This is a genomic window from Teichococcus aestuarii, from assembly GCF_003116135.1.
GTDB lineage: Bacteria > Pseudomonadota > Alphaproteobacteria > Acetobacterales > Acetobacteraceae > Pseudoroseomonas > Pseudoroseomonas aestuarii.
Genome location: NZ_PDOA01000001.1, coordinates 385286 through 405895, shown reverse-complemented (window position 1 = coordinate 405895; position 20610 = coordinate 385286). Strand labels below are relative to the sequence as shown.

General features: G+C 72.1%; 19 protein-coding genes. 7 read left to right on the top strand and 12 right to left on the bottom strand.

The genetic code is table 11. The features are described from left to right. Position 1 precedes the first annotated feature (1 nt). The gene (locus CR165_RS01915) at positions 2–304 is read right to left on the bottom strand and encodes a hypothetical protein (RefSeq protein ID WP_146201811.1); all 303 of its coding nucleotides are present in this window, start codon (positions 302–304) and stop codon (positions 2–4) included. A gap of 97 nt (positions 305–401) precedes the next feature. Here CR165_RS01915 and CR165_RS01910 point away from each other — a divergent pair, with 97 nt between their 5' ends. The 3 genes from CR165_RS01910 to thiE all read left to right on the top strand — a co-directional run bounded on the left by CR165_RS01910 (position 402) and on the right by thiE (position 2636). Continuing rightward, positions 402–938, top strand: a complete 537-nt coding sequence (locus CR165_RS01910) for a hypothetical protein (protein WP_146201810.1) — start codon at positions 402–404, stop codon at positions 936–938. A 116-nt stretch (positions 939–1054) separates the two neighbouring features. Next, positions 1055–1978, top strand: coding sequence for a class I fructose-bisphosphate aldolase (locus CR165_RS01905; RefSeq protein WP_109515256.1), 924 nt, complete (start codon positions 1055–1057; stop codon positions 1976–1978). A gap of 1 nt (position 1979) precedes the next feature. Further along, on the top strand, positions 1980–2636 hold the full coding sequence (gene thiE, locus CR165_RS01900; RefSeq protein WP_109515255.1) for a thiamine phosphate synthase: 657 nt from the start codon (positions 1980–1982) through the stop codon (positions 2634–2636). Between the two features lie 28 nt (positions 2637–2664). Here the strand turns inward: thiE and CR165_RS01895 are convergent, their stop codons facing one another. The 10 genes from CR165_RS01895 to CR165_RS01850 form a co-directional block, all read right to left on the bottom strand. After that, positions 2665–3150, bottom strand: a complete 486-nt coding sequence (locus CR165_RS01895; protein ID WP_109515254.1) for a cupin domain-containing protein — start codon at positions 3148–3150, stop codon at positions 2665–2667. Positions 3151–3222: 72 nt separating this feature from the next. Next, positions 3223–4377 (bottom strand): ABC transporter substrate-binding protein, encoded by a 1155-nt coding sequence (locus CR165_RS01890; RefSeq protein ID WP_109515253.1) that lies wholly within the window; start codon positions 4375–4377, stop codon positions 3223–3225. Between the two features lie 113 nt (positions 4378–4490). Continuing rightward, positions 4491–5180, bottom strand: coding sequence for a glutathione S-transferase family protein (locus CR165_RS01885; RefSeq protein ID WP_109515252.1), 690 nt, complete (start codon positions 5178–5180; stop codon positions 4491–4493). A 214-nt stretch (positions 5181–5394) separates the two neighbouring features. Further along, positions 5395–6381, bottom strand: a complete 987-nt coding sequence (locus tag CR165_RS01880; protein WP_109515251.1) for an ABC transporter ATP-binding protein — start codon at positions 6379–6381, stop codon at positions 5395–5397. Further along, positions 6378–7400: an ABC transporter ATP-binding protein gene (locus CR165_RS01875; RefSeq protein WP_109515250.1), complete on the bottom strand. Its 1023-nt coding sequence runs from the start codon at positions 7398–7400 to the stop codon at positions 6378–6380. The genes CR165_RS01880 and CR165_RS01875 overlap by 4 nt, the downstream gene beginning before the upstream one ends. Next, positions 7397–8281: an ABC transporter permease gene (locus CR165_RS01870; protein ID WP_109515249.1), complete on the bottom strand. Its 885-nt coding sequence runs from the start codon at positions 8279–8281 to the stop codon at positions 7397–7399. The genes CR165_RS01875 and CR165_RS01870 overlap by 4 nt, the downstream gene beginning before the upstream one ends. Continuing rightward, positions 8278–9282, bottom strand: coding sequence for an ABC transporter permease (locus CR165_RS01865; RefSeq protein WP_109515248.1), 1005 nt, complete (start codon positions 9280–9282; stop codon positions 8278–8280). The genes CR165_RS01870 and CR165_RS01865 overlap by 4 nt, the downstream gene beginning before the upstream one ends. Positions 9283–9341: 59 nt before the next feature. Continuing rightward, complete coding sequence (locus tag CR165_RS01860) at positions 9342–10901, bottom strand: ABC transporter substrate-binding protein (RefSeq protein WP_109515247.1); 1560 nt, start codon at positions 10899–10901, stop codon at positions 9342–9344. A 49-nt stretch (positions 10902–10950) separates the two neighbouring features. Next, complete coding sequence (locus CR165_RS01855; RefSeq protein WP_109515246.1) at positions 10951–11715, bottom strand: SDR family NAD(P)-dependent oxidoreductase; 765 nt, start codon at positions 11713–11715, stop codon at positions 10951–10953. Further along, positions 11712–12500 (bottom strand): IclR family transcriptional regulator, encoded by a 789-nt coding sequence (locus CR165_RS01850; protein ID WP_109515245.1) that lies wholly within the window; start codon positions 12498–12500, stop codon positions 11712–11714. The genes CR165_RS01855 and CR165_RS01850 overlap by 4 nt, the downstream gene beginning before the upstream one ends. 107 nt (positions 12501–12607) lie before the next feature. On the opposite strand from CR165_RS01850, the gene CR165_RS01845 reads away from it, so the two are divergent. From CR165_RS01845 to CR165_RS01830, 4 genes are all read left to right on the top strand, one after another. After that, positions 12608–13351 (top strand): SDR family NAD(P)-dependent oxidoreductase, encoded by a 744-nt coding sequence (locus CR165_RS01845; protein WP_109515244.1) that lies wholly within the window; start codon positions 12608–12610, stop codon positions 13349–13351. Then, positions 13329–14579, top strand: a complete 1251-nt coding sequence (locus tag CR165_RS01840) for an MFS transporter (RefSeq protein ID WP_181377963.1) — start codon at positions 13329–13331, stop codon at positions 14577–14579. The genes CR165_RS01845 and CR165_RS01840 overlap by 23 nt, the downstream gene beginning before the upstream one ends. Before the next feature lie 193 nt (positions 14580–14772). Next, the gene (locus CR165_RS01835) at positions 14773–17004 is read left to right on the top strand and encodes a two-component system response regulator (protein WP_109515242.1); all 2232 of its coding nucleotides are present in this window, start codon (positions 14773–14775) and stop codon (positions 17002–17004) included. A 7-nt stretch (positions 17005–17011) separates the two neighbouring features. Further along, complete coding sequence (locus tag CR165_RS01830) at positions 17012–19585, top strand: ATP-binding protein (protein WP_109515241.1); 2574 nt, start codon at positions 17012–17014, stop codon at positions 19583–19585. Between the two features lie 63 nt (positions 19586–19648). Here CR165_RS01830 and CR165_RS01825 read toward each other — a convergent pair whose 3' ends face one another. Continuing rightward, a complete protein-coding gene (locus tag CR165_RS01825; RefSeq protein WP_109515240.1) occupies positions 19649–20608 on the bottom strand; it encodes a crotonase/enoyl-CoA hydratase family protein in 960 nt (319 codons plus the stop codon). Between the last annotated feature and the right edge of the window lie 2 nt (positions 20609–20610).

The window sequence follows — 20610 nt, the reverse complement described above, 5'->3', positions numbered from 1 at the left end:
CTCAGCTCCCCTTGCTGCTGTCGTCTGCCGGCGGAGCGGAGGCGGGCATGGGTTCCGCCGCCTCGCCCGGCTCCGCCTCATCCTCGGGCAGGTGGCCGGCGGCCTCGCCTTCCACCTCGGCCAGGGCGGTGCGCAGGCGCACCAGCGTCTCGTCCAGCCGCGCGGAAAGGGCCGCCACCTCGTCCGGCGTCACGCCGGCGGACTGCGGCGGGCGGGCCAGGGCCGCCGCCAGCTTCTCGACCGCCTGTTCCAACCGTGTCGCCGCCGCGTTCACCGCATCGCTCATGCCGACGCCTTCACCCAAGCCGTGCCTCTCATGGTTTCAGGCTTTACGCGGCCCCCATGGGCAGGGTCAACGGATGCGGGGCAATGGAACGCTCTATGATGGGGATAGGCGGAGCATGGAGAGGCTGGCGGCATCACGAATGCGCGGGGTGGTGGTGCGCGATGCCGCCGGCGTGGCGCTGGCTCTGCGCGCGGCCAGGGGGCGCGGCCTGCACGGGCCGCTGCCGCTGCTCTCGCCGCCCGGCGCCGCCTCCTGGCTCGGCGCGCCGCTCTTCCTGGCGCTGATCCGCGCCGGCGGTGCGGCGCCGCCCGGGCTGGAGCCCCCGCTGGAACCCCCGCCGGAACCCTGGCCGGAACCCTGGCCGGTGCTCGATTGCGGCCAGGCGCCGGGGCACGCGCTGGCCGCGCTGCGCGCCGGGGTGGCGGCGGTGGTGCTGGCGCCGGAATGCCCCGCCTTCCCCACCCTCGCCGCGCTGGCGCCGGGCCGCGTGCTGGCGGCCGCCCCGCCGGCGCTCGACCTCGCCCATGGAACGGCCGGGCGGCCGGCCACGGAGGAGCAGGTTGCCCGATGGCTCGCCGCCGATCCGGCGCGCAGCGCCGGCCCCGCCGCCGGCGGCAGCGGCCCTGGTGACAGTCCGGAGGCCCTCGGGTAAAGCCGGAACGGCCCCCGCCGACGCGCGGGGCGCCGCAACGGCCCGCCGCCGTGGGGCGCCTCCCGCGGCCTGGTCCCGCACCGGCGGCAGGGCGCCGAACGGAAGGAAGCACGGTCATGCAGCTGACGCCCCGCGTGAAGGAAATCCTCTCCTGGTACGAGAGCGACAATCCCGGCACCAAGGCCAACCTGGCGCGCATCCTGATGGAGGGAAAGCTCGGCGGCACCGGCCGGCTGGTGATCCTGCCGGTGGACCAGGGCTTCGAGCACGGCCCGGCCCGCTCCTTCGCCCCCAACCCCGCCGCCTATGACCCGCGCTACCATTTCGAGCTGGCGATCGAGGCGGGCCTCTCGGCCTATGCCGCGCCGCTCGGCATGATCGAGGCGGGGGCCTCCATCTATGCCGGCGCCATCCCGACCATCCTGAAGGTCAATTCCTCCAACAGCCTCTCCACCACCAAGGACCAGGCGGTGACGGCCACGGTGGCGGATGCGCTGCGCCTCGGCTGCTCGGCCATCGGCTTCACCATCTATCCCGGCTCCGAATACCAGTTCGAGATGATGGAGGAGCTGCGCGAGCTGGCCGAGGAGGCGAAGGCCGCCGGCCTTGCCGTGGTGGTGTGGAGCTATCCGCGCGGCCCGAACCTCGACAAGACCGCGGAGACCGCGCTCGACATCTGCGCCTATGCCGCGCACATGGCGGCGCTCCTCGGCGCCCACATCATCAAGGTGAAGCCGCCAACGGAAGCGATCTCGCTCGACGCCGCCAGGAAGACCTACGAGAAATCCCCGGTGCCGGAGATCGGCCAGCTCTCCGGCCGCATCCGGCACATCACCCAGGCCTGCTTCGGCGGCCGGCGCATCGTGGTGTTCTCGGGCGGCGAGGCCGGCACGGCCGAATCCATCGTCGAGATGGCGCGCGGCATCCATGCCGGCGGCGGCAACGGCTCGATCATCGGCCGCAACACCTTCCAGCGCCCGAAGGCGGAGGCGCTGAAGCTGCTGTCCGACATCATCGCCGTCTACCAGGCGGCTGCCTGAGATGGCGCCGGCTCCGGAGGCGGGCGGCGGCGAGCCGGGCTGCCGCCTCTATCTCATCACGCCGCCCGCGCTGGAGCCGGCGCGCTTCGCCGACGACCTCGCCCGCGCGCTCGACGCGGGCGACGTGGCCGCCGTGCAACTGCGCCTGAAGGATGTGGGCGAGGACGCGCTGCGGCGCGCCATCGACGTGCTGCGGCCCGTGGCGCAGTCGCGCGATGTCGCCTTCCTGCTGAACGACCGCGCCGACCTCGCCGTGCAGCAGGGCTGCGACGGCGCCCATCTCGGCCAGACCGATGGCGACCACGCCCAGGCGCGCAAGCTGCTGGGGCCGGAGCGGATGCTCGGCATCACCTGCCATGCCAGCCGGCACCTGGCGATGGAGGCGGGCGAGCTGGGCGCCGACTACGTGGCCTTCGGCGCCTTCTTCCCCACCGCCACCAAGCAGGCCGAGCACCGGGCCGAGCCCGAGATTTTGGAGTGGTGGACGGAGATGTTCGAGCTGCCCTCGGTTGCCATCGGCGGCATCACCGCCGAGAACTGCGCGCCGCTGGTGCGGGCGGGGGCGGATTTCCTGGCCGTGGTCGGGGCGGTGTGGAACCACCCGGACGGCCCGGCGGCCGGGGTGCGCGCCCTGAACGCGGCGATCGCCGCCGCCTGAGGCGGACCCGCGCCTAGGGGTCCGCGCCTCAGGGCCGGCGCGGATAGGCCTCGCCGGTGACGGGGCAGCAGGGCGGGTCCGGCAGCCGGGCGATGCGCGCCCGCGCCTCCGCCGCCTGCGCCGTGGAGGCCAAGCGCTGGTCCGGCTCCTGCCCTTCCGGATAGGCGCCCACCACCAGCAGGTCCTCGCTCTCCTCCACGCGCTGGTGCCCGGTGCCGGCGGGCAGCACCAGAACGTCGCCGGCGCTCACCGGCACCTCCGGCCCGCTCTCGTCGCCCAGCCGCACGACCACCGATCCCTTCACGATGGCTAGCGCCTCATGCGCCGTGGTGTGGAAATGCACATAGGGATGGATCCCGTCGCGCCAGGCGGGCAGCCAGCCATGTCCGGCGAGCAGCGCCTCCGCCCGTTCCACCTTGCCCTCGGGAAAGACCTTCCGGTGCACCTGGACGGGCAGCCGCGGATTGTTCGGGACCGCCTCCTGACTGGGCAGCCACAGGGTTTCGCTTTGCATCTGCCGGTCTCCGGTATTCCTTGCCGTTGCCAACGGGATCGAAGGCGCCCGAGTTGCGGAGCAGGGCCTTGGCTATTGCGTGAGCGCGCCCATCCGCCGCTCCCATTCCTGCCGCAGGCGCAGGGCCCAGCTTGGGTGCGGCTCCGGCAGGCGGGGCATGTCGGGCGGCGGCGGCGTGGCCAGCAGCGCCTCGGGGCGCGGCCGGGGTGCCGGCGGGGCCAGCCGGCCCAGCAGATGCGGGTCGGCCATGCGGGCCTGGGCCTCCGGGGAGAGCAGGAAATTGGCGGCCAGCATCGCCGCCTCGGGCTGCGCCGCGGCGCGCGGCACGGCCAGCAGCGCGGCATGGGCCATGCTGCCGCGCCCCAGCGTCTGGGCGCGGCTGGAGGGCGGCCATTCCCCCAGCCGCACCAGGCGCGGCAGCGCGATGGGATGCAGCGCCGGCATCAGGGCGATCTCGCCGCTCCGCAGCAGGCGCCGCAAGGCCGCGGCCCCTTCGGGGAAGGCCTGGCCCTGGCGCCACAGGAAAGGGCGAAGCGAGCCATACCACTCCCAGAAGGGCGCGGTGAAAAGGGTGAAGTTCCGGTCGGTGGCGGGGCTCTCCAGAAGGCGCGGATGCGGCACCAGCTCGTGCAAGGCCTGCAGCAGGAAGGCGGCGCCCAGCGCGTGGCGTGGCGTCGGGTGCGCCAGCCGGCCTGGCCGGGCCCGCGCCCAATCCGGCAGCGCCAGCATGCCGGGCGGCGGCTCCGGCACCTGCGCCGCATCGTGCACCAGCACCAGCCCGCCGCCATGCCAGGGCACGCCGAAGCCGCCTTCCGGCGCCCCGGGCGGCGGCGGCGCGGCGTTGGGCAGGGCCGAGCGAGCCGGCAGCAGCAGGTCCTGCTGCCGCAGGGCGAGCAGCGCGCCCGCATCCAGCGCCACCAGATCCACCCCCTCCCCCGATGCGACGCGCGAGACCGCCTCCGCCTCGTCGCGCAGCGGCACGATGTCGAGGCCGATGCCGTGGCGGGCCGCCAGCTCGGCCGCCATCCAGCCCAGGAAGCCCTCCAGGCCCGGATCCTCGGCAGTCAGGTGGAAGCGGAGGGTACGGCCCCAGGCGTTCTGGCGCAGCGCCTCCCACAACAGGGCGGCGGCCCCGTCGAGGGGGGTCCCGGCGGCGGCGCGGCGGCGCGGCAGCCCGGCGGCCAACGCCGCAGGCAGGCCCGCCAGCAGGCCGCGCCGCGTGATCATGCCCCCGCCCCGGCGGAAAGCCGGGGAGCACGGGAGCCTGCATTTCTGTTCCGCCTCAGCATGGGGCGGCGTAGATAGGATGGCGGAGCCGCTTTACCCAGCCCCGCCGGCCTTCAGGGCGCGCCGTGCGGCACGTGCCGGGCCAGCCCCCCGAACAGGTCCAGCATGCGCTCGCGCCAGGCATGGACCGCGTCCGAGGCTTCCAGAAGCGGGAATGACGACACGCAGCGCGCCCATTGGAAGCTTCCGAACACGGCATAGTCGCCATAATCCGGCGCTGCACCGCCCAGGAAGGGCTGGGCACGCAGGATCACCCGCAGCGGTTGCAGGGCCGCGCGGAACTCGGGCAGCCGTGCTTCACGCCCTTGTGTCACCTGCTCCAGGGCCATGCCGAAGCGCGCTTCGCGGCTGGCGCGGAAATAGGTCCGGTGGCTTTCATCCAGCCATTGCGGGATGTCGCTGACGATCATCCGTGCCAGATGCAGGTTCAGCACCGTGTCGGCCCAGGCATTGATGAAGCGCACCGGCTGGCGGGCGCCGTTGAACAGCGAAGGGGCCTCGGGGTAGCGGTCCTCCAGATACTCGGCGATGGCCCAGGAATCCGCGACCACATGGTCCCCGTCCACCAGCACCGGCACCTTGTCCTGGCCCGAAAAGGCGATGGCCTGGCCTTCGGTGAAGCGCCAGGGGACGCAATCCGCCTCCAGCCCCTTGTGCGCCAGCGCCATGCGGCTGCGCCAGCAATAGGGGCTGAAGCGGCGCTGCGGGTCGGAGCCGGCCAGCTCGTAGAGTTCGCGCGCCATCGCCGCTCAGCCGGCCCGGACGCCGCGGCGCAGGGGCAGGCCGTGCAGCGCGCCCCCCTTCAGGCAGCGTGCGGCCCCAGGCTGGCTCGGCGTCATCGCAGAATGCGGTTCGGTCATCGCTGGCAGCTCCCACGCGGTGGCGCAGCGCCACCGCTCCGGGGCGGGACGCTACAAAGCCCCCTGCCCCGCGGCAAGCCGGCCCCGGCGGCGCGGGTCACGCCGCCCGCGCATCCCGCCCCGGAAAATGGCAGGCTGCCATCTGCCCGCCATGCGGCGCCAGCGCCGGCTCCTGCGCGGCGCAGAGTGCCGTGGCGCGCGGGCAGCGGGTGCGGAAGCGGCAGCCGCCCGGCAGGCGCCCGGCATCGGGCGGCTCGCCCTGGAGGCTGAAATTCTCGGTCACGCGCCGGCCGCCGATCTGCGGGATCGCCGCCAGCAGGGACTGGGTGTAGGGGTGCTGCGGGTCGGCGAAGATCGCGGCGGTGGGGCCGATCTCGACGATGCGGCCGAGATACATCACCGCCACCCGCGTGCACATCATCCGCACCACCGCGAGGTCGTGGCTGACGAAGACATAGGTGAGGTCGAAGCGGTCGCGCAGCTCGCGGAACAGCTTCAGCACCGTGGCCTGCACCGAGACATCCAGCCCCGAGGTCGGCTCGTCGAGGATCACCACCTTGGGGTGCAGCGTCAGGATGCGCGCGAGGCCCACGCGGCGCTGCTGCCCGCCCGAGATCTCGTGCGGATACAGTTCCAGATGCCCTTCCGGCAGCCCCACGGCGCGCAGGATCTCGCGCACCCGGGCACGGCGCGCGGCGGCGTCGAGCTTCGTGTGGATGACCAGCGGCTCCTCCAGCGAGCGGCCGATCTTCCAGCGCGGGTCGAGCGAGGCGCCGGGATCCTGGTAGGCGTATTGCAGGTCCTTCCGGCGCTCGGTGCGGTGGCGCTGGCCAGGGCCGGCGAGCAGCTCGCCATCGAGCAGGATCTCGCCGGCATCGGGCTGCTGGATGCCCATCACCGTCTTGCCGAGCGTCGACTTGCCGCAGCCGGATTCGCCCACCAGGCCGAGGATCTCGCCCTTCTCCAGGGTGAAGGAGATATCGTCCACCGCCTTCACCGCTCCCACCCGGCGGCCCATGAAGCCACGGATGGGGAAGTGCTTGACGAGGTGGCGCAGCTCCAGGATGGGGCTCGTCGGGGTCATGCGGGCAGCCTCGGATGGTAGCAGCGCAGGCGGTGGCCCTCGGCCAGCAGCGTCTCCTCCGGCCGGGTGGCGCGGCACGCCTCCGTGGCGCGGTCGCAGCGCGGATAGAAGCGGCAGCCGGGCGGCTGGGCGAGCGGGCTCGGCACCTCGCCGGGAATGCCCGCGACATCGGCGCCTTCCCTGGGCAGGCTCTCCAGCAGGCGGGTGGTGTAGGGATGGGCGGGGGCGGCAAAGAAGCGGTCGATCGGCGCCGATTCCACGTCCTGCCCAGCATACATCACCGTCACCGCGTCGCAGATCTCCCAGGCGGAGCCGAGGTCGTGCGTCGTCAGCAGCACCGCCACGCGCCGCTCGGTGGCGAGGCGGCGGATGACGCCCAGGATCTGCGCCTGGATGGTGACGTCGAGCGCCGTGGTAGGCTCGTCGGCGATGACGAGGTCGGGCTCCGGCAGCAGCGCCATGGCGATCATCAGCCGCTGCCGCTGCCCGCCCGAGACCTCGTGCGGGTATTTTTGCAGGATGGCGGCCGGATTGGGGAGTTGCACGGCGGCGAGCATCTCCAGCACCGCCTCCCGGTCGGCCTTCCGGCGTGCGCGCGGATAGGGTTGCAGCAGGGTGGGCCAGCGCCCCTCCCCCTGACGACGGGGGGACTTCCATTTCATCAGGTCCATCAACTGCTCGCCGATGGTGAAGACCGGGTTGAAGCTGCTGAACGGGTCCTGCGGGATGAAGGTGATGGCGCGGCCGCGCAGGTCGCGCGCCAGGGTGGCGGGATCCTCGCGCAGCAGGTCGCGGCCACGGAAGCTGATGCGCCCGCCATCGACCTGCGCGCCGCCCGCCGGCAGCACGCCAAGGATGGCGCGCGCCAGCGTGGTCTTGCCGCAGCCGGATTCGCCCACCAGCCCCATCACCTCCCCCGGTGCGATGCGCAGGCTGGCGCCATCCAGGATGCGCGCCAGGCCACGCTCGGTGCGGAAGCCGAGGGTGAGGCGGTCCACCTCCAGGAGAAGCCCGCTCATGGCCCGCGCCCGCCACGGCGGATGCGCGGGTCGAGGATGTCCCGCAGGCCATCGCCCAGCAGGTTGAAACCCATGACGACGAGGAAGATGGCGATGCCCGGGGCCAGCGCGTACCACCAGGCCTCGGGCAGGTATTCGCGGGATTCGGCGATGGTGCGGCCCCATTCCGGCGTCGGCGGCGGCGCGCCGAGGCCGAGGAAGCCCAGCGCCGCCGCCGTCAGGATGGTGGCGCCCATGCCGATGGAGGTGCGCACGATGATGGCCGAGGCGATGTTGGGCAGGATGTGCAGGATCATGACGCGCGGCGCCGAGGCGCCGAGGGCGATGGCGGCCTCGACAAAGGTCTCGTTCTTGATCGAACGCGTCTCGGCATAGACCAGCCGCGCCCAGAAGGGCCAGTAGGTGGCGCTGAGCGCCAGGATGACGTTCTCGATCGACGGCCCCAGCGTCTGCGCGATGGCGATGGCCAGCACGATCTGCGGCACGGCGAGGAAGATGTCCGACAGCCGCATCAGCAGGTCGCTGAACCAATTGCGGTAGTAGCCCGCCACCAGCCCGATCGGCACGCCGACCAGCACCGCCGTACCGACGGCGATGACCGCGATCAGGATGGTGATGCGCGCGCCGAACAGCAGGCGGCTGTAGATGTCGGCGCCCATGCGGTCGGTGCCCATCCAGTGCTCGGCGCCGGGCGGCGTCAGGCGGCGGGCGGTGTGGATCTCGTACACGTCGTTCGGGTGGGTGGCGAGCCAGGGGGCGAAGATGGCCGCCAGCACCAGCAGCAGGATCAGCGTAAAGCCGACCATCGCGGCGCGGTCGCGCAGCAGGCGCCGCGCGATATCCGCCGCGCCGGCGAGGAAGCCGTGGTTCGGCGCGCTCATCGCGTGCTCCGGGGGTCGATCAGCGTGTGCAGCACATCGACGATCAGGTTGACGATGACGAAGATGGCGCCGGCCCAGAGGGTGAAGCCCATCACCGCGCGGTGGTCGGACTGGATGATGGAGATGACGGCGAAGGCGCCGAGGCCCGGCCAGTCGAACACCGCCTCCACCACCACCGCGCCCGAGAGCAGCACGCCGAAGATCAGGCCGATCTGCGTCACGGTGGAGATCAGCGCGTTGCGCAGCACGTATTTCCACGTCACCAGCGCGCCGGGCAGGCCCATGGCGCGTTCGTAGAGGACGTAGTTGCTGGTGACGACCTCCAGCACGCCGGCGCGGGTGAAGCGGGCGATGGTGGCCGCCGCCGGCAGCGCCAGGGTGATGGCCGGCAGCGCGATGTGCCGCAGCGCGCCCCAGAACGATTCCCAGTCCCATTGCAGCAGCGAGTCCAGCAGCATCAGGCCGGTGACCGGCTCCGGCCCGAAGCCGTCGATCCGCCCGTTCAGCGGCGCCACGCCGATCTGCATGGCGAACAGGTACTGCAGCTGGATGGCCAGCCAGAAGCTCGGGATGGCGAGGCCGGAGACGGTGACGATGCGCAGCGCGTGGTCGATGGCACTGTTGCGCCGCAACGCCGAGACCACGCCGAGCGGGATGCCGAGGACGGAGGCCAGCAGCACGGCGGCGAAGGTCAGCTCCAGCGTCGCCGGCAGGCGGGTGGCCAGCTCCTCGGCGATCGGCTGCTGGCTGAACAGGCTGACGCCCATGTCGCCGCGCAGCAGATCCTGGAAGTAGGCCAGGAGTTGCACCGGCAGCGGCCGGTCGAAGCCGAGCTGCGTGCGCAGCGCCGCGATCTGCTCGGCCGTCGCGTTCTCGCCCGCCAGGATGGCGACCGGATCGGTCGGGATGACATGGCTGATGGCAAAGGTGATGACGCCCAGCCCGATGAGCGTCGGCACCAGCCACAGCAGCCGTGACAGGATCAGTTCCAGCCTTTTCATGCGGCGCCCCGGCAGGCCCCGGCGCGGGTGGGCGCCGGGGGAAATTCAGGAAAGGCGGATCAGGCGAAATGCGCCCAGCGCATGTCCTGCCCGCTGCCCACCGGGCAGAAGCGGATGCCGGCGATGCGCTTCGAGTACGGGCCGAACCACTTGGTGTTGTAGATCCAGACGCCGGCGGCATCGTCGAACACCATGCGGGCCGCTTCCTCGTTCAGCCGCTGCCGCTCCTCCTGGTCGGTCGAGACCAGCGCGCGCTCGATGCGCTGATCGACTTCCGGGTTGCTGTAGTAGGAGACGTTGCCGCCGCCGAGGTAGCGGGAGCCGTAGAGCTCGCCCAGCCAGTTGTTGGGGTCGGCGTAGTAGGTGCTCTTCCAGTAGGGCACCATGTCGTATTGCTGGTCCTTGTTGCGCATGCGCGAGGAGACGGTGGGCCAGGGCGCGGATTCGATGCGCGCCTCGATGCCGATCTTGCGCAGGTTGGCCTGGAACACCGAGGCCGCCTGCTCCGTCTCGCTGAAGCCCGCCAGCGTGCCGATGGTGATGGGCCGCAGCGGCGCCTGCACCTTGGCCAACTCCGCCTTCGCCAGGTCGAGGTCGAATTTGTAGCCCTCGAGGCCCTGCGGCGCGCCCCACATGTTGTTCGGGATGATGGTGGGGTTGCGCACCACCGAGCCCTTCAGCACGTCATTGATGAATCCGTCATAGTCGAAGGCGTGCACCAGCGCCTTGCGGAAGTGGATGTCGTTCATCGGTGCGCGGGCATTGTGGATGCAGAAGTGGAACACCCGCATCGACTCCTGTTCCAGGATCTGCACCGTGTCCGAGGCGCGGAAGCGGTCGATCTGGTCGGGCGTCATGTAGCCGTCCGTGCCGTGGTAGTCGCCGCGGATCATGCCCAGCACGCGGGTGTTGGTCTCCAGCACCGTGCGGAACTCGATCTCGTCGAGATACTTTGGCCCCCAGCCGGCGAAATGGTCGGGGAAGCGCTGGGCGATGAAGCCCACCGCCGGGTCGTAGCGCCGCAGGCGGAAGCTGCCGGTGCCGGCCACGTTGCGCGCCAGCCAGGCGCGGCCCCAGTCGCCGTCGCGCTCATTGCGCTTCACCAGCTTGGAATTCACCACCGTGATGTCCGGCACCAGAGAGCCGAAGATGGCGGAGGGTTCCTTCAGCCGGAAGCGCACCGTGTGCGCATCGGGCGCCGTGGTGGCGCCGGCTTCCAGCAGAGGCCGGAACAGCGGCGCGGCGCCGAGGTTCAGCGCCAGGATGCGCTCGATGCTGTAGACCACGTCCTCGGCCGTCATAGGGCTGCCGTCGTGGAACTTCACGTCGCGGCGCAGCTTGAACACCCAGTCCAGCCCGTCGGCGCTGGTCTCGTGGCTCTCGGCCAGCCAGGGGATCAGCTTCGGCGGGTTGTCCACCCAGCGGTAGAGGCCATCGTAGAAGTTCAGGCGCACTGCCACGCGCGCGGTGTCGAACACCACATGCGGGTCCAGCGTGTCGAAATTGCTGTTGTTGGCGTAGACGAAGCGGTCGGCGGCGTGCGCCTCGCGCGGCATGGCGGCGGTGGCCGCGGCGGCGGCGGCAAGCCCGAGGAGGGGTCGCCGGGAGATCGGTATCATCACAGGCACCTTTCCGTCTGGTGGTTGCAGTCGTGTCGGCGCGCGGCCGTCAGGCGATGGGGCTTCCCGTCACCGGCAGCACCTGCCCGGTGATCCAGGAGGCATAGTCGGAGGCCAGGAACAGCACCGCATGCGCGATATCCTCCGGCTCGCCGAGCCGGCGCATGGCGATGCCCTCGACCATGGCGCGCTGGCCCTCGGCGCCGTAGGAATTCCACTGCCGCTCGTAATCGGGGCTGGTGCGCAGGAAGCCGGGCGCCACGGAATTCACCGTGATGCCGTACGGCCCCAGCTCATGCGCGAGCTGCCGCACCAGGCCGAGCTGCGCCGCCTTGGCCGTGGCATAGGACTGGATGCCGGTGCGGCTGACGCCAAGCCCCGCCCGGCTGGAGATGACCACGATCCGCCCGCGTCCGGCCGCCTTCATCCCCGGCACCACGGCGCGGGCGGCGAGGAAGGCGCCCTTCAGGTTGGCATCCTGGATCGCGTCCCACTCCGCCTCGGTGACGTCCTCGAAGGGCTTCGGGCTCTGGCCGCGCACGCCGCCGGCGACATGCACCAGGATGTCCGGCGTGCCGGTCTCGCCGATCAGCGCAGCGATGGCGGCGGCATCGGTCACGTCCAGCCGGCGCGTCTCCAGGCTGCCGCCCCCGGCCGGCGCCACATGCGCGGGCAGCGCCGCCAGCTCCGCCTCCAGCACATCGGTCGCGATGACGCGGCCGCCACGTTCCGCGAAGGCGGCGGCGATTCCGCCGCCGATGCCGCGCGCCGCGCCCGTCACCAGAACCGTGCGCCCCGCGAATGCGATCCTCATGCCGCGGCACTCTCCACCGCGGACATGTGCCCCATGCGGAAGCTGAGCTGCCGCGCGGCGGCCACCACCAGCCCGATCATGCGCTCGCGGTTGGCCGCGTAGCGCGGCGTGACGACGCCGAGGTTGATCGCCGCCTCCACCCGCCCGCTGCGGGTCCGCACGGGGGCGGCGATGCCGGTGCCGCCGAGCACCATCTCCTCGTCGCTGATGGCGTAGCCATCCCGCCGCGCTGCCTCGATCAGGCCGCGCAGCGCGGCACGGTCGGTCACCGTGCGCGGCGTCAGCCTCTCCGGCTGCAGCCGCGCCAGATAGGCATCCACCACGCCGGGCTCGGCGTAGGCCAGCAGCACGCGGCCCATGGCGGTGCAGTAGGCGGGCATCTGCGTCTCGCGCGTGGTGTCGTAACGCACCGCCTGCAGGCTCACGAGCTTGGCGCAGCGCTTCACGTCCTGGTTGCGCATGCGCACGCCGAGCACGACGGTCTCGCCGCTCTCATCGCGCAGCTTCTCCATCACCGGCCTGGCGACGGCGACGAGATGCGCGGTGGGCCCTCCGCTCCAGCCGGGGCCGCTGCGGCAGGCGGGGTTCATCACGTAGCGGTCGCCTTCCTCGCGCAGCGCGTAGCCGCGCCCGACCAGCGTCTGCAGCAGGCCGTGCGTGCTGCTGCGCGGAAAGCCGAGTTCGAGCGCCACTTCCTTGAGGGAGACAGGCTCCGCCGCAGCGGCGAGGAACTCCAGCAACTCCAGGATCCGCCCCGCGGACTTCACTTCCAGATTCATGGACATGAATGCCAATCCCGTTGCTGAATGAGGTTCGTTGGCGGACAGTAGCGATGTCAAGGCAAAATGAACCCGGCGTCATCGAGCGGGGCGCCGTCGAGAGGGATGGTTCCATGAGCAAGCTTGCGATCGTCACCGGCGGCGCGCGCGGCATCGGGCGCGGCTGTGCCCTCGCCCTCGCGCAGCAGGGCTTCGACATCGCGCTGGTGGACCTGCTGTTGCCGGAGATGCAGCGCACGCAAGGCGAGATCGCGGCGCTCGGCCGCGAGGTCTCGGTCCACGAGGCGGATGTGGCGGAGTTCGCGCGCGCCGGCGAGGTCGTGGCGGCGGTGATGGAGCGGCATGGCCGCATCGACGTGCTGGTGAACAATGCCGGACGCGGCAACCCGACCGGCATCCTCGAGATCACCGAGGCGGAGTTCGACCGCACCATCGCGGTCAACCTCAAGAGCTGCTTCAACTACATCCGCCACGTGGCGCCGCTGATGAAGGCGCAAGGGTCGGGGCGCATCATCAGCATGTCCTCGCTGAACGCGCATTCGGGCGGTGTCACCGCCGCGGTCAGCCGCTTCTCCTACGCTGCCGCCAAGGCCGGCATCCTCGGCATGACGCGCGCGCTGGCCAAGGAGCTGGGGCCGGAGATCCTGGTCAACGCCATCTGCCCGGGCGTGATCGAGACGGAGCTGGGCAACAGCATCACCCGCGCGCGCGGGCCGGAGCTGGCGCGCGGCATCGCGCTGCAGCGGCTCGGCAAGCCGGCGGATGTCGCCAACATCGTGGCCTTCCTCGCCGCCTCGGAGCCCTGCTTCATCACCGGCCAGGACTTCGTCGTCGATGGCTTCCAGTACAACGTCTGAAGGCCCCGCCCGGGCGCCGGGGGCGGAACCACGCCCGGCCTGGGTCGCGGCGCTCGGCGTGGCGCTGCTGATGCAGACGGTGAGCGCCTGCCTCACCCGCGTCTTCCCGGTGCTGGCGCCGGCGCTGACCGAGGCGGCCGGCGTGCCGGAGAGCAGCATCGGGCTGCTCGCCTCGGTGGGCTCGGCCGGCACCATGCTCTGGCTGGTGCTGGGCAATGGCGTGATGGCGCAGCTCGGCGCCGTGCGCACGCTGCAGCTCGGCGCCGTTCTGGGGGTGGCGGGGCTGCTGCTGGCGACGGGCGGCGGCTGGCCGGCGCTGCTGGCGGCCTCGCTGCTGATCGGGCTGGGCTATGGCCCCTCCCCGCCCGCGGGCAGCGACCTGCTGCGCCGCTATGCGCCGGCGCGGCACCGCTCCCTGGTGTTCTCGATCAAGCAATCCGGCGTTCCGCTGGGCGGGGCGGTCGCCGGCATCGCCGTGCCGCTGCTGCTGCAAAGCGGCGACTGGCGGTGGGCCTGCCTTGGCATCGCCCTGCCGGCGCTGGCCGCAACCCTGCTGTCCGAGGCCTTCCGCCGCCGCATCGACCCGCCCGGCCCGCGCCGCTTCTCGCTGCGCGCCGCGCTGCGGCCGGCGCAGATGGCGGCGCCCTTCCGGCTGCTGGCGCGGCGGCCGGCCCTGCTCGGCATCAGCTATGTAAGCCTCGGCTTCGCGGTGGCCCAGGGCAGCGTCTTCGCCTTTCTCGTCCTCTACCTGACGGCACGGCAGGGCTTCACCCTGGCCGAGGCGGGCACCGCCTTCGCCGCCATGCAGGGCGCCGGCGTGGCGGGGCGCATCCTGGTGGGCTGGCTGGCGGACCGGATGGGCTCGGCCCGCCGCATGCTGGTGCTGCTGGCCTTCGCCTCCGCCGCCGTCACCGCGCTGCTGGCGGCGGTCGGCCCTGCCTGGCCGCCCGCCGCGGTGGTGGGGCTGAGCGCGCTGGGGGGCATCGCCATCGCCAGCTGGAACGGCGTCTTCATGGCCGAGGTCAGCAGCCTGGTGCCGGAGCAGCAGGTGGGCGAGGCCACGGCGGCCACCACCTTCGTTACCTTCATCGGCTATGTGCTGGGGCCGGCGCTGGTCGGCGCCTGCCTGGCGCTGGGCACCGGCTATGGGCCGGCCTTTCTCGCCGTGGCGCTGCTGCCCTTCAGCGGCGGGCTGGTGCTGCTCGGAACAGGCGCCCGGCCGTCCTGAACGGCGGCCCGAGTCGGGGCGGCGGGAGAACCGCCCGCCCTTCCGGCCACCATTGGTTTACGAACGCTCACGAAATGCACCGGATTGTGGATGCCTTGCTTCGTGCAAGATGCGGCCGGATCGTATAGCGTCACTCTCTCCCGCGCCCACCTTCAGTGGACGCAGCACGGCTGCAGGCTAAAGATTCAAAGATATGGCAACGATCCTGATCCTGGACGACAGGACGACCAACCGGGACATTTTCGCCAGACTGGCCGTGTCGCTCGACAAGGATGTGAGGGTCGAGGCTTTCGGCGACCCGAGGCGGGCCCTCGATTGGCTGCGTGACAACAGCGCCGATCTGGTGGTCACCGACTTCCGCATGCCGGAAATGGACGGGGCGGAGTTCACGCGCCAGCTGCGAAGCCTCGGGCCCGGCTCGGGTGCCGCGGATGTGCCGGTGATCGTCATCACCGCCTACAACGACCGTGCCTACCGGCTGCGCGCCCTGGAGGCGGGCGCCACCGACTTCCTGCTCAGCCCCGTGGACCATTACGAGTTCATGACGAGGGCGCGCAACCTGCTGCGGATGCGCTGGCAGCAGCAGATCATCCAGCGCCGCGCCGCCTCGCTGGAGCAGGAGCTGGAGGACAGCGCCCGCAGCCAGGAGGAGCTGCTGCGCCACAGCCGCCGCGCCCTGGCGCAGGTGATCGACACGGTCCCGGCCATGATCAGCGCGGCCGACCGGCAGGGGCGCTGCGTCTTCGTCAATGCCTGGCAGGCCCGCTTCTCCGGCTCCACGCCCGATGCGCTGGTGGGCAACCCGGTGGAAGCCCTGTTCGGCCCCGAGCGCGGCCGCCGCTCCCGCGCGCTCGACCTGCTGGTCTTCGAATCCGGCGAGGCCCTGCCGGGCCGCGAGGAGGAGGCGGTGGACGCCGATGGCCAGGCGCGCATCTTCATCACCACCAAGGCGCCGCTGCGGGGCGCCCGCGGCGAGATCGAATCCGTCCTGACCACCTCGCTCGAGATCACCGACCGCAAGCATGCCGAGCAGCGGCTGGGCCACCTGGCCCACCACGACCCGCTCACCGGCCTGCCCAACCGCGCCTTCCTGCGCAACCGGCTGCGGCGGGAGCTGGCGCGCGGCCGCCGGGGCGACCACATCTTCGCCCTCCTCTTCCTCGACCTCGACCGCTTCAAGCCGGTGAACGACGTCTTCGGCCACCACCTGGGCGACGAGCTGCTGCGCGCCGTGGCCGAGCGCCTGCGCCACGTCACGCAGGAGAACGACATCATCGCCCGTCTGGGCGGCGACGAGTTCGCCATCGTGCAGACCGGCATCAGCCAGGCGGAGGAGGCCGCCACCCTGGCCGAGAAGGTGGTGGCCAGCCTGTCGGAACCCTTCCACTGCGGCGGCCAGACGCTGACGGTGGGCGCCAGCATCGGCATCACCCTCTACCCGCGGGACGGCACGGACGCCGCCGAGCTGCTGCGCAACGCCGACCTCGCCATGTACCGGGCCAAGGCGGAGGGGCGGAATGGCTGGCGCTTCTTCGCCGCCGCCATGGATGCGCGGGCACGCGAGGCGATGCAGATCGAGGCGGCGCTGCGCGAGGGCCTCGCCCGCGGCGAGTTCCTGCTGCACTACCAGCCCCAGGTGGACCTGCGCACCGGCCGCATCACCGGCGCCGAGGCGCTGCTGCGCTGGCAGCGCTCCGGCCAGACGCTGATGGGCCCTGGCCGCTTCCTGCCCGTGGCGGAGGAGAGCGGGCTGATCGGCCCCATCAACGAATGGGTGCTGGGCGAGGCCTGCCGCCAGGCAGTGCGCTGGCGGGAGGCCGGCCTGCCGCCGATCCGCATGGGGGTGAACCTCTCCCCCATCCAGTTCCGCCGGCAGGACGTGGCGGCGATGGTCCTGCGGGCTTTGGCGGAAAGCGGGATGAACCCGGCGCAGCTCGACCTCGAGCTGACCGAGGGCATCCTGATGGAGCAGGCGCCGGAGACGGCGGCCGTGCTGCAGACGCTGCGCACGCGCGGGGTGCGGATTTCGGTCGATGACTTCGGAACCGGGTACTCTTCGCTGAACTATGTTAAGAACTTTCCGATAGACCGGCTCAAGATCGACCAGTCCTTTGTGCGCGGCATGACCACGGAGCCGAACGACGCGGCCATCGTGCGCACCATCGTGGAGCTCGGCCATATGCTGCGCCTGCAGGTGATCGCGGAAGGTGTGGAGACCGAGGCGCAGCTGCTGCAGCTGAAGGCCGAGGGCTGCGACGAGGTGCAGGGCTTCTACTACAGCGAGGCGGTGCCACCCGCGGATTTCGCCGAGCTGATGGGCCATCCCGTCGCCATCCCGCGTGCCAGCCTGGCGGCGGCCGCCCGGCCGGAGCTGCCGGAGAGCAAGGGCCAGGACGCCGGCCCGCAACTGCTGCGCGGGCCCTGAGGGTGCCATGAGCGCCCCGCCCCCCCGGCGCGGCCTGCTGTCCCGCCTGCGCGCACGGCTGCGCGGCCGGCCGGACAGCGAGCACGAGATGAGCTTCAACCGCCTGGCCTTCGCGGTGATCATCATCCTCGTGCTGCTGGTAGACGGCTCGGCGGAGTCCCGCAGCGCGCTGCTGGTGATGGCGCTTTATGTCACGCTGGCGCTGGGCGTGCTGGGGCATATCCTGGTCTCCCCCGGCATCTCCCAGCCGCGCCGCCTCGCCGCCCTGCTGCTCGATTGCGGCTTCCTGTCCTGGCAGCTCTTCCTGGGCGGCGAGCCGGTGGCCATGTTCTGGCCCATCTATCTGTGGGTGGTGTTCGGCAACGGCTTCCGCTTCGGGCTGCGCTGGCTGCGCATTGCCATGGCCGCGGCGCTGGCCGGCTTCGGCGGGGTCATCCTCGCCACGCCCTACTGGTCCGGGCAGCCGCACCTGGCCGTCGGGCTGCTGATCGGGCTGATGATCCTGCCGCTCTACGCCGGCACGCTGATCCGCAAGCTCTCCCTCGCCAAGCAGCAGGCGGAGGAGGCGAACAGCGCCAAATCCCTCTTCCTGGCCAGCGTCAGCCATGAGCTGCGCACCCCGCTCAACGCCATCATCGGCATGGGTGGCCTGCTGCGCGGCACCAGGCTCGATGCCGAGCAGCAGGAGATGACGCGCACGGTGGACAGCGCCGCGCGCTCCCTGCTGGCGCTGATCGACGACATCCTCGACCTGTCCCGCATCGAGGCGGGGCGGATGCCGACGGATGACGCGCCCTTCGAGGTGGCCGGGATGCTGGCCGAGCTGCGCGCCCTGATGGCCAGCCAGTGCCGCGAGAAGGGGCTGCGCTTCTCCGTCCATGCCAGCGCCCGCACCCCGCTGCGGCTGCGCGGCGACCGGCGGCACCTGCTCGAGGTGCTGCTGAACCTGGCCAGCAACGCGGTGAAATTCACCGCGACCGGCGGGGTGACGGTGACGCTGGACGCCACCCCCGCCGATGCCACCGGCCGCCGCCTGCGCCTGAGCGCCGAGGTGACCGACACCGGCATCGGCATCGCGCCCGAGGCGCAGGAGCGCATCTTCGAGACCTTCACCCAGGCCGATCCGAGCATCATCAACCGCTTCGGCGGCACCGGGCTGGGCCTGGCCATCTGCCGCCGGCTGGTGCGGCTGATGGGGGGCGAGATCGGCGTCCGCTCCAGCCCCGGCCTCGGCAGCACCTTCCATTTCGACCTGTTGCTGGACCCGGCGGAGCCGGTGGCGCCCGCGAGCCTGGCGGGGCTGGCCGCGGTGCTGCTGGACCCGGCGCCGATCCGCGCCGCCGCGCTGACCGAGACGCTGGCCAGCCTCGGCATCGAGGTTCGCCACGCCGCCACCCCGGCCGAGGCCGCCACCCTGCTGCGCGCCCGGCCCGAGGGGCCGGAGGGGCGCTGCCTGCTGCTCACCTATGACGGCCCCGGCAACATCCTGCCGCCCGAGACGCCGGCGCATCCCCGCGTGCTGATCACCCCCCTGCCCCAGGGGCTGGCGCCGGAGCCGATGCGGCGCGAGCATGTCACGGCGCTGCGGCCCGAGGCCGCGCCGGACGAGATCGCCCATGCGCTGCGCCTGGCCCTGGCGCTCAGCCCCCGCCCCGCCGCGCCGGCGGAAGCCGCTCCCGCCGCCGGGCCAGAGGGCGCGGCGGCGCCGGGTTCCGCCCAGCCGGGCCCCGCCCAGCCGGGCACGGCTCAGCCCGGTGCTCCCATTGCGCTGCCGGGGCGGCGCCTGCGCGTGCTGGTCGCGGATGACAGCCGGGTGAACCAGCGCGTCGTCGCCAAGATCCTGGAGCGCGCCGGCCACGAGGCCCGGCTGGCCGATGATGGCGACGCCGCGCTCGACATGCTGGAGCAGGAGGCGGACAGCTTCGACCTGGTGCTGATGGACGTGAACATGCCGGGGCTGGACGGCATCGAGGCGACCAAGCTGTTCCGCGTCATGGCGCTGGGCCAGCCGCACCTGCCTATCCTGGCGCTGACCGCAGACGCCACGGAGGAAAGCGCCCGCCGCTGTGCCGAGGCGGGCATGGACGGGCATGTGATCAAGCCCGTGCAGCCGGAGGAATTGCTGCGGATCGTCGAGGCCAATGCCCGGCCGCCGCGCGGCGGCACGGCCGGGGCCGCGGCGCCGGTGGCCGACATCGCCTCCCATCCCCGCTTCCGCATGACCACCCCGGCGCTGGACACCGAGACGCTGGAGAATCTCCGCAAGCTCGGCGGCGAGGAGTTCGTGGACGGGCTGGCGCGGGACTTCCTGTCCGACGCGGCGGAGCTGATCGAGTCGATCTCCGCCGCCGCCATCGCCGGCGATGCGCCGCGCTTCCATGCGGAGGCGCACGCCCTGCGCAGCAGCGCCGCCAACATCGGCGCCGCCGCGCTGTGCCGCCTGTGCGAGGAGTGGCGCAAGATGGGGCGGGAGGCGCTGATGCGGGAGGGGGCGGAGCTCGCGCTGCGCGCCAGGGCCGAGCTGGACCGCACGCGCCGCGCCTTGCTCCAGGAAGTGGACCCGCAAAGTCACCGCGGCTGAGCGCCCCTCCCCTGGCGCGCAGCCCCGACCGACCCTGGCGGGCGCCCGTCCGGCGCGTTGCCTTCACTCCGCCGCGGTCGCGAGGCCGGGGGAGCCGATCCCGCCCAGGCGCCGCTCCTGCGCCGCCACCAGGCGGCCCATCTTCTTCAGGTCCGTCTCGCCGAGGTTCATCGCGGCGGCGGCCCACATCTCCACCACGTCGCGCAGCTCCTCCAGCGTCACCGGGTTCACCCGCCGGCGGGCGCGGTAGAGGGTGGTGTGCGCGTTGTGCTTGCGGCTGTGGCGGGCGATGTAGTCGCGCGCCGTCGCCTCGCCCTCGCCATCCTCGGACAGCACGTCCACCACGCCCATCGCGTGCAGCTCCTCGGCGCCGTAGAGGCGGCCGGAGGTGATCATCTCCTCCGCCCGCTTCCGGTCCAGCCGGCGCGAGAGGAAGCTGTAGGCGCCCATGCCGGGGAACATGTTGAACAGGATCTCCGGCAGGCCGAGCTTGGCGCTGCGCTCGGCCACGATCAGGTCGAAGGAGAGGGCGTGCTCGAATCCGCCGCCCAGCGCGTCGCCCTGCACCAGCGCCATGGTCACCATGGGCAGGCCGAAGGCGATGTGGTTGCGGTGGATGGCCTCGACGGCGATGTGGCCGTAGCGCACCAGGGAGGCATGGTCGCGCGAGCGGATGCGCTCGGCGAAATGGGCTAGGTCGCCGCCGAGGTTGTAGATGCCCGGCACCGCCGAGGCCATCACGAACCACTCGGACGGCGCCTGCCCCGCCGCCGCGTGCTCGGCGTGGAAGCGGGCCATGATATCCTGCATGCGGTGCACGTCCTGCATCAGGGCCAGGGTGTAGCTCGGGCGGCCCTGCGGGCGCATGGTGCACCAGGCGGTGCGGGTCCCGGCCTCCAGCCGCAGCTCGAGGTTGTCGAGGCGTGCCTCCATCGGCAGCGGGCTGGAAGCGGCGCCCAGGGCGGCCTCGCGGCCGGTGGCGTTGCTGTCGGCCTGCGGAGCGGTGGTGCGATCGAAGTACATGC

Bases quoted from the DNA above. Each gene is read 5' to 3' on its own strand.
- CR165_RS01910 (WP_146201810.1), top strand. From the start codon at position 402: ATGGAGAGGCTGGCGGCATCACGAATGCGCGGGGTGGTGGTGCGCGAT.
- CR165_RS01905 (WP_109515256.1), top strand. From the start codon at position 1,055: ATGCAGCTGACGCCCCGCGTGAAGGAAATCCTCTCCTGGTACGAGAGC.
- thiE (WP_109515255.1), top strand. From the start codon at position 1,980: ATGGCGCCGGCTCCGGAGGCGGGCGGCGGCGAGCCGGGCTGCCGCCTC.
- CR165_RS01895 (WP_109515254.1), bottom strand. From the start codon at position 3,150: ATGCAAAGCGAAACCCTGTGGCTGCCCAGTCAGGAGGCGGTCCCGAAC.
- CR165_RS01890 (WP_109515253.1), bottom strand. From the start codon at position 4,377: ATGATCACGCGGCGCGGCCTGCTGGCGGGCCTGCCTGCGGCGTTGGCC.
- CR165_RS01885 (WP_109515252.1), bottom strand. From the start codon at position 5,180: ATGGCGCGCGAACTCTACGAGCTGGCCGGCTCCGACCCGCAGCGCCGC.
- CR165_RS01880 (WP_109515251.1), bottom strand. From the start codon at position 6,381: ATGACCCCGACGAGCCCCATCCTGGAGCTGCGCCACCTCGTCAAGCAC.
- CR165_RS01875 (WP_109515250.1), bottom strand. From the start codon at position 7,400: ATGAGCGGGCTTCTCCTGGAGGTGGACCGCCTCACCCTCGGCTTCCGC.
- CR165_RS01870 (WP_109515249.1), bottom strand. From the start codon at position 8,281: ATGAGCGCGCCGAACCACGGCTTCCTCGCCGGCGCGGCGGATATCGCG.
- CR165_RS01865 (WP_109515248.1), bottom strand. From the start codon at position 9,282: ATGAAAAGGCTGGAACTGATCCTGTCACGGCTGCTGTGGCTGGTGCCG.
- CR165_RS01860 (WP_109515247.1), bottom strand. From the start codon at position 10,901: ATGATACCGATCTCCCGGCGACCCCTCCTCGGGCTTGCCGCCGCCGCC.
- CR165_RS01855 (WP_109515246.1), bottom strand. From the start codon at position 11,715: ATGAGGATCGCATTCGCGGGGCGCACGGTTCTGGTGACGGGCGCGGCG.
- CR165_RS01850 (WP_109515245.1), bottom strand. From the start codon at position 12,500: ATGTCCATGAATCTGGAAGTGAAGTCCGCGGGGCGGATCCTGGAGTTG.
- CR165_RS01845 (WP_109515244.1), top strand. From the start codon at position 12,608: ATGAGCAAGCTTGCGATCGTCACCGGCGGCGCGCGCGGCATCGGGCGC.
- CR165_RS01840 (WP_181377963.1), top strand. From the start codon at position 13,329: ATGGCTTCCAGTACAACGTCTGAAGGCCCCGCCCGGGCGCCGGGGGCG.
- CR165_RS01835 (WP_109515242.1), top strand. From the start codon at position 14,773: ATGGCAACGATCCTGATCCTGGACGACAGGACGACCAACCGGGACATT.
- CR165_RS01830 (WP_109515241.1), top strand. From the start codon at position 17,012: ATGAGCGCCCCGCCCCCCCGGCGCGGCCTGCTGTCCCGCCTGCGCGCA.
- CR165_RS01825 (WP_109515240.1), bottom strand. From the start codon at position 20,608: ATGTACTTCGATCGCACCACCGCTCCGCAGGCCGACAGCAACGCCACC.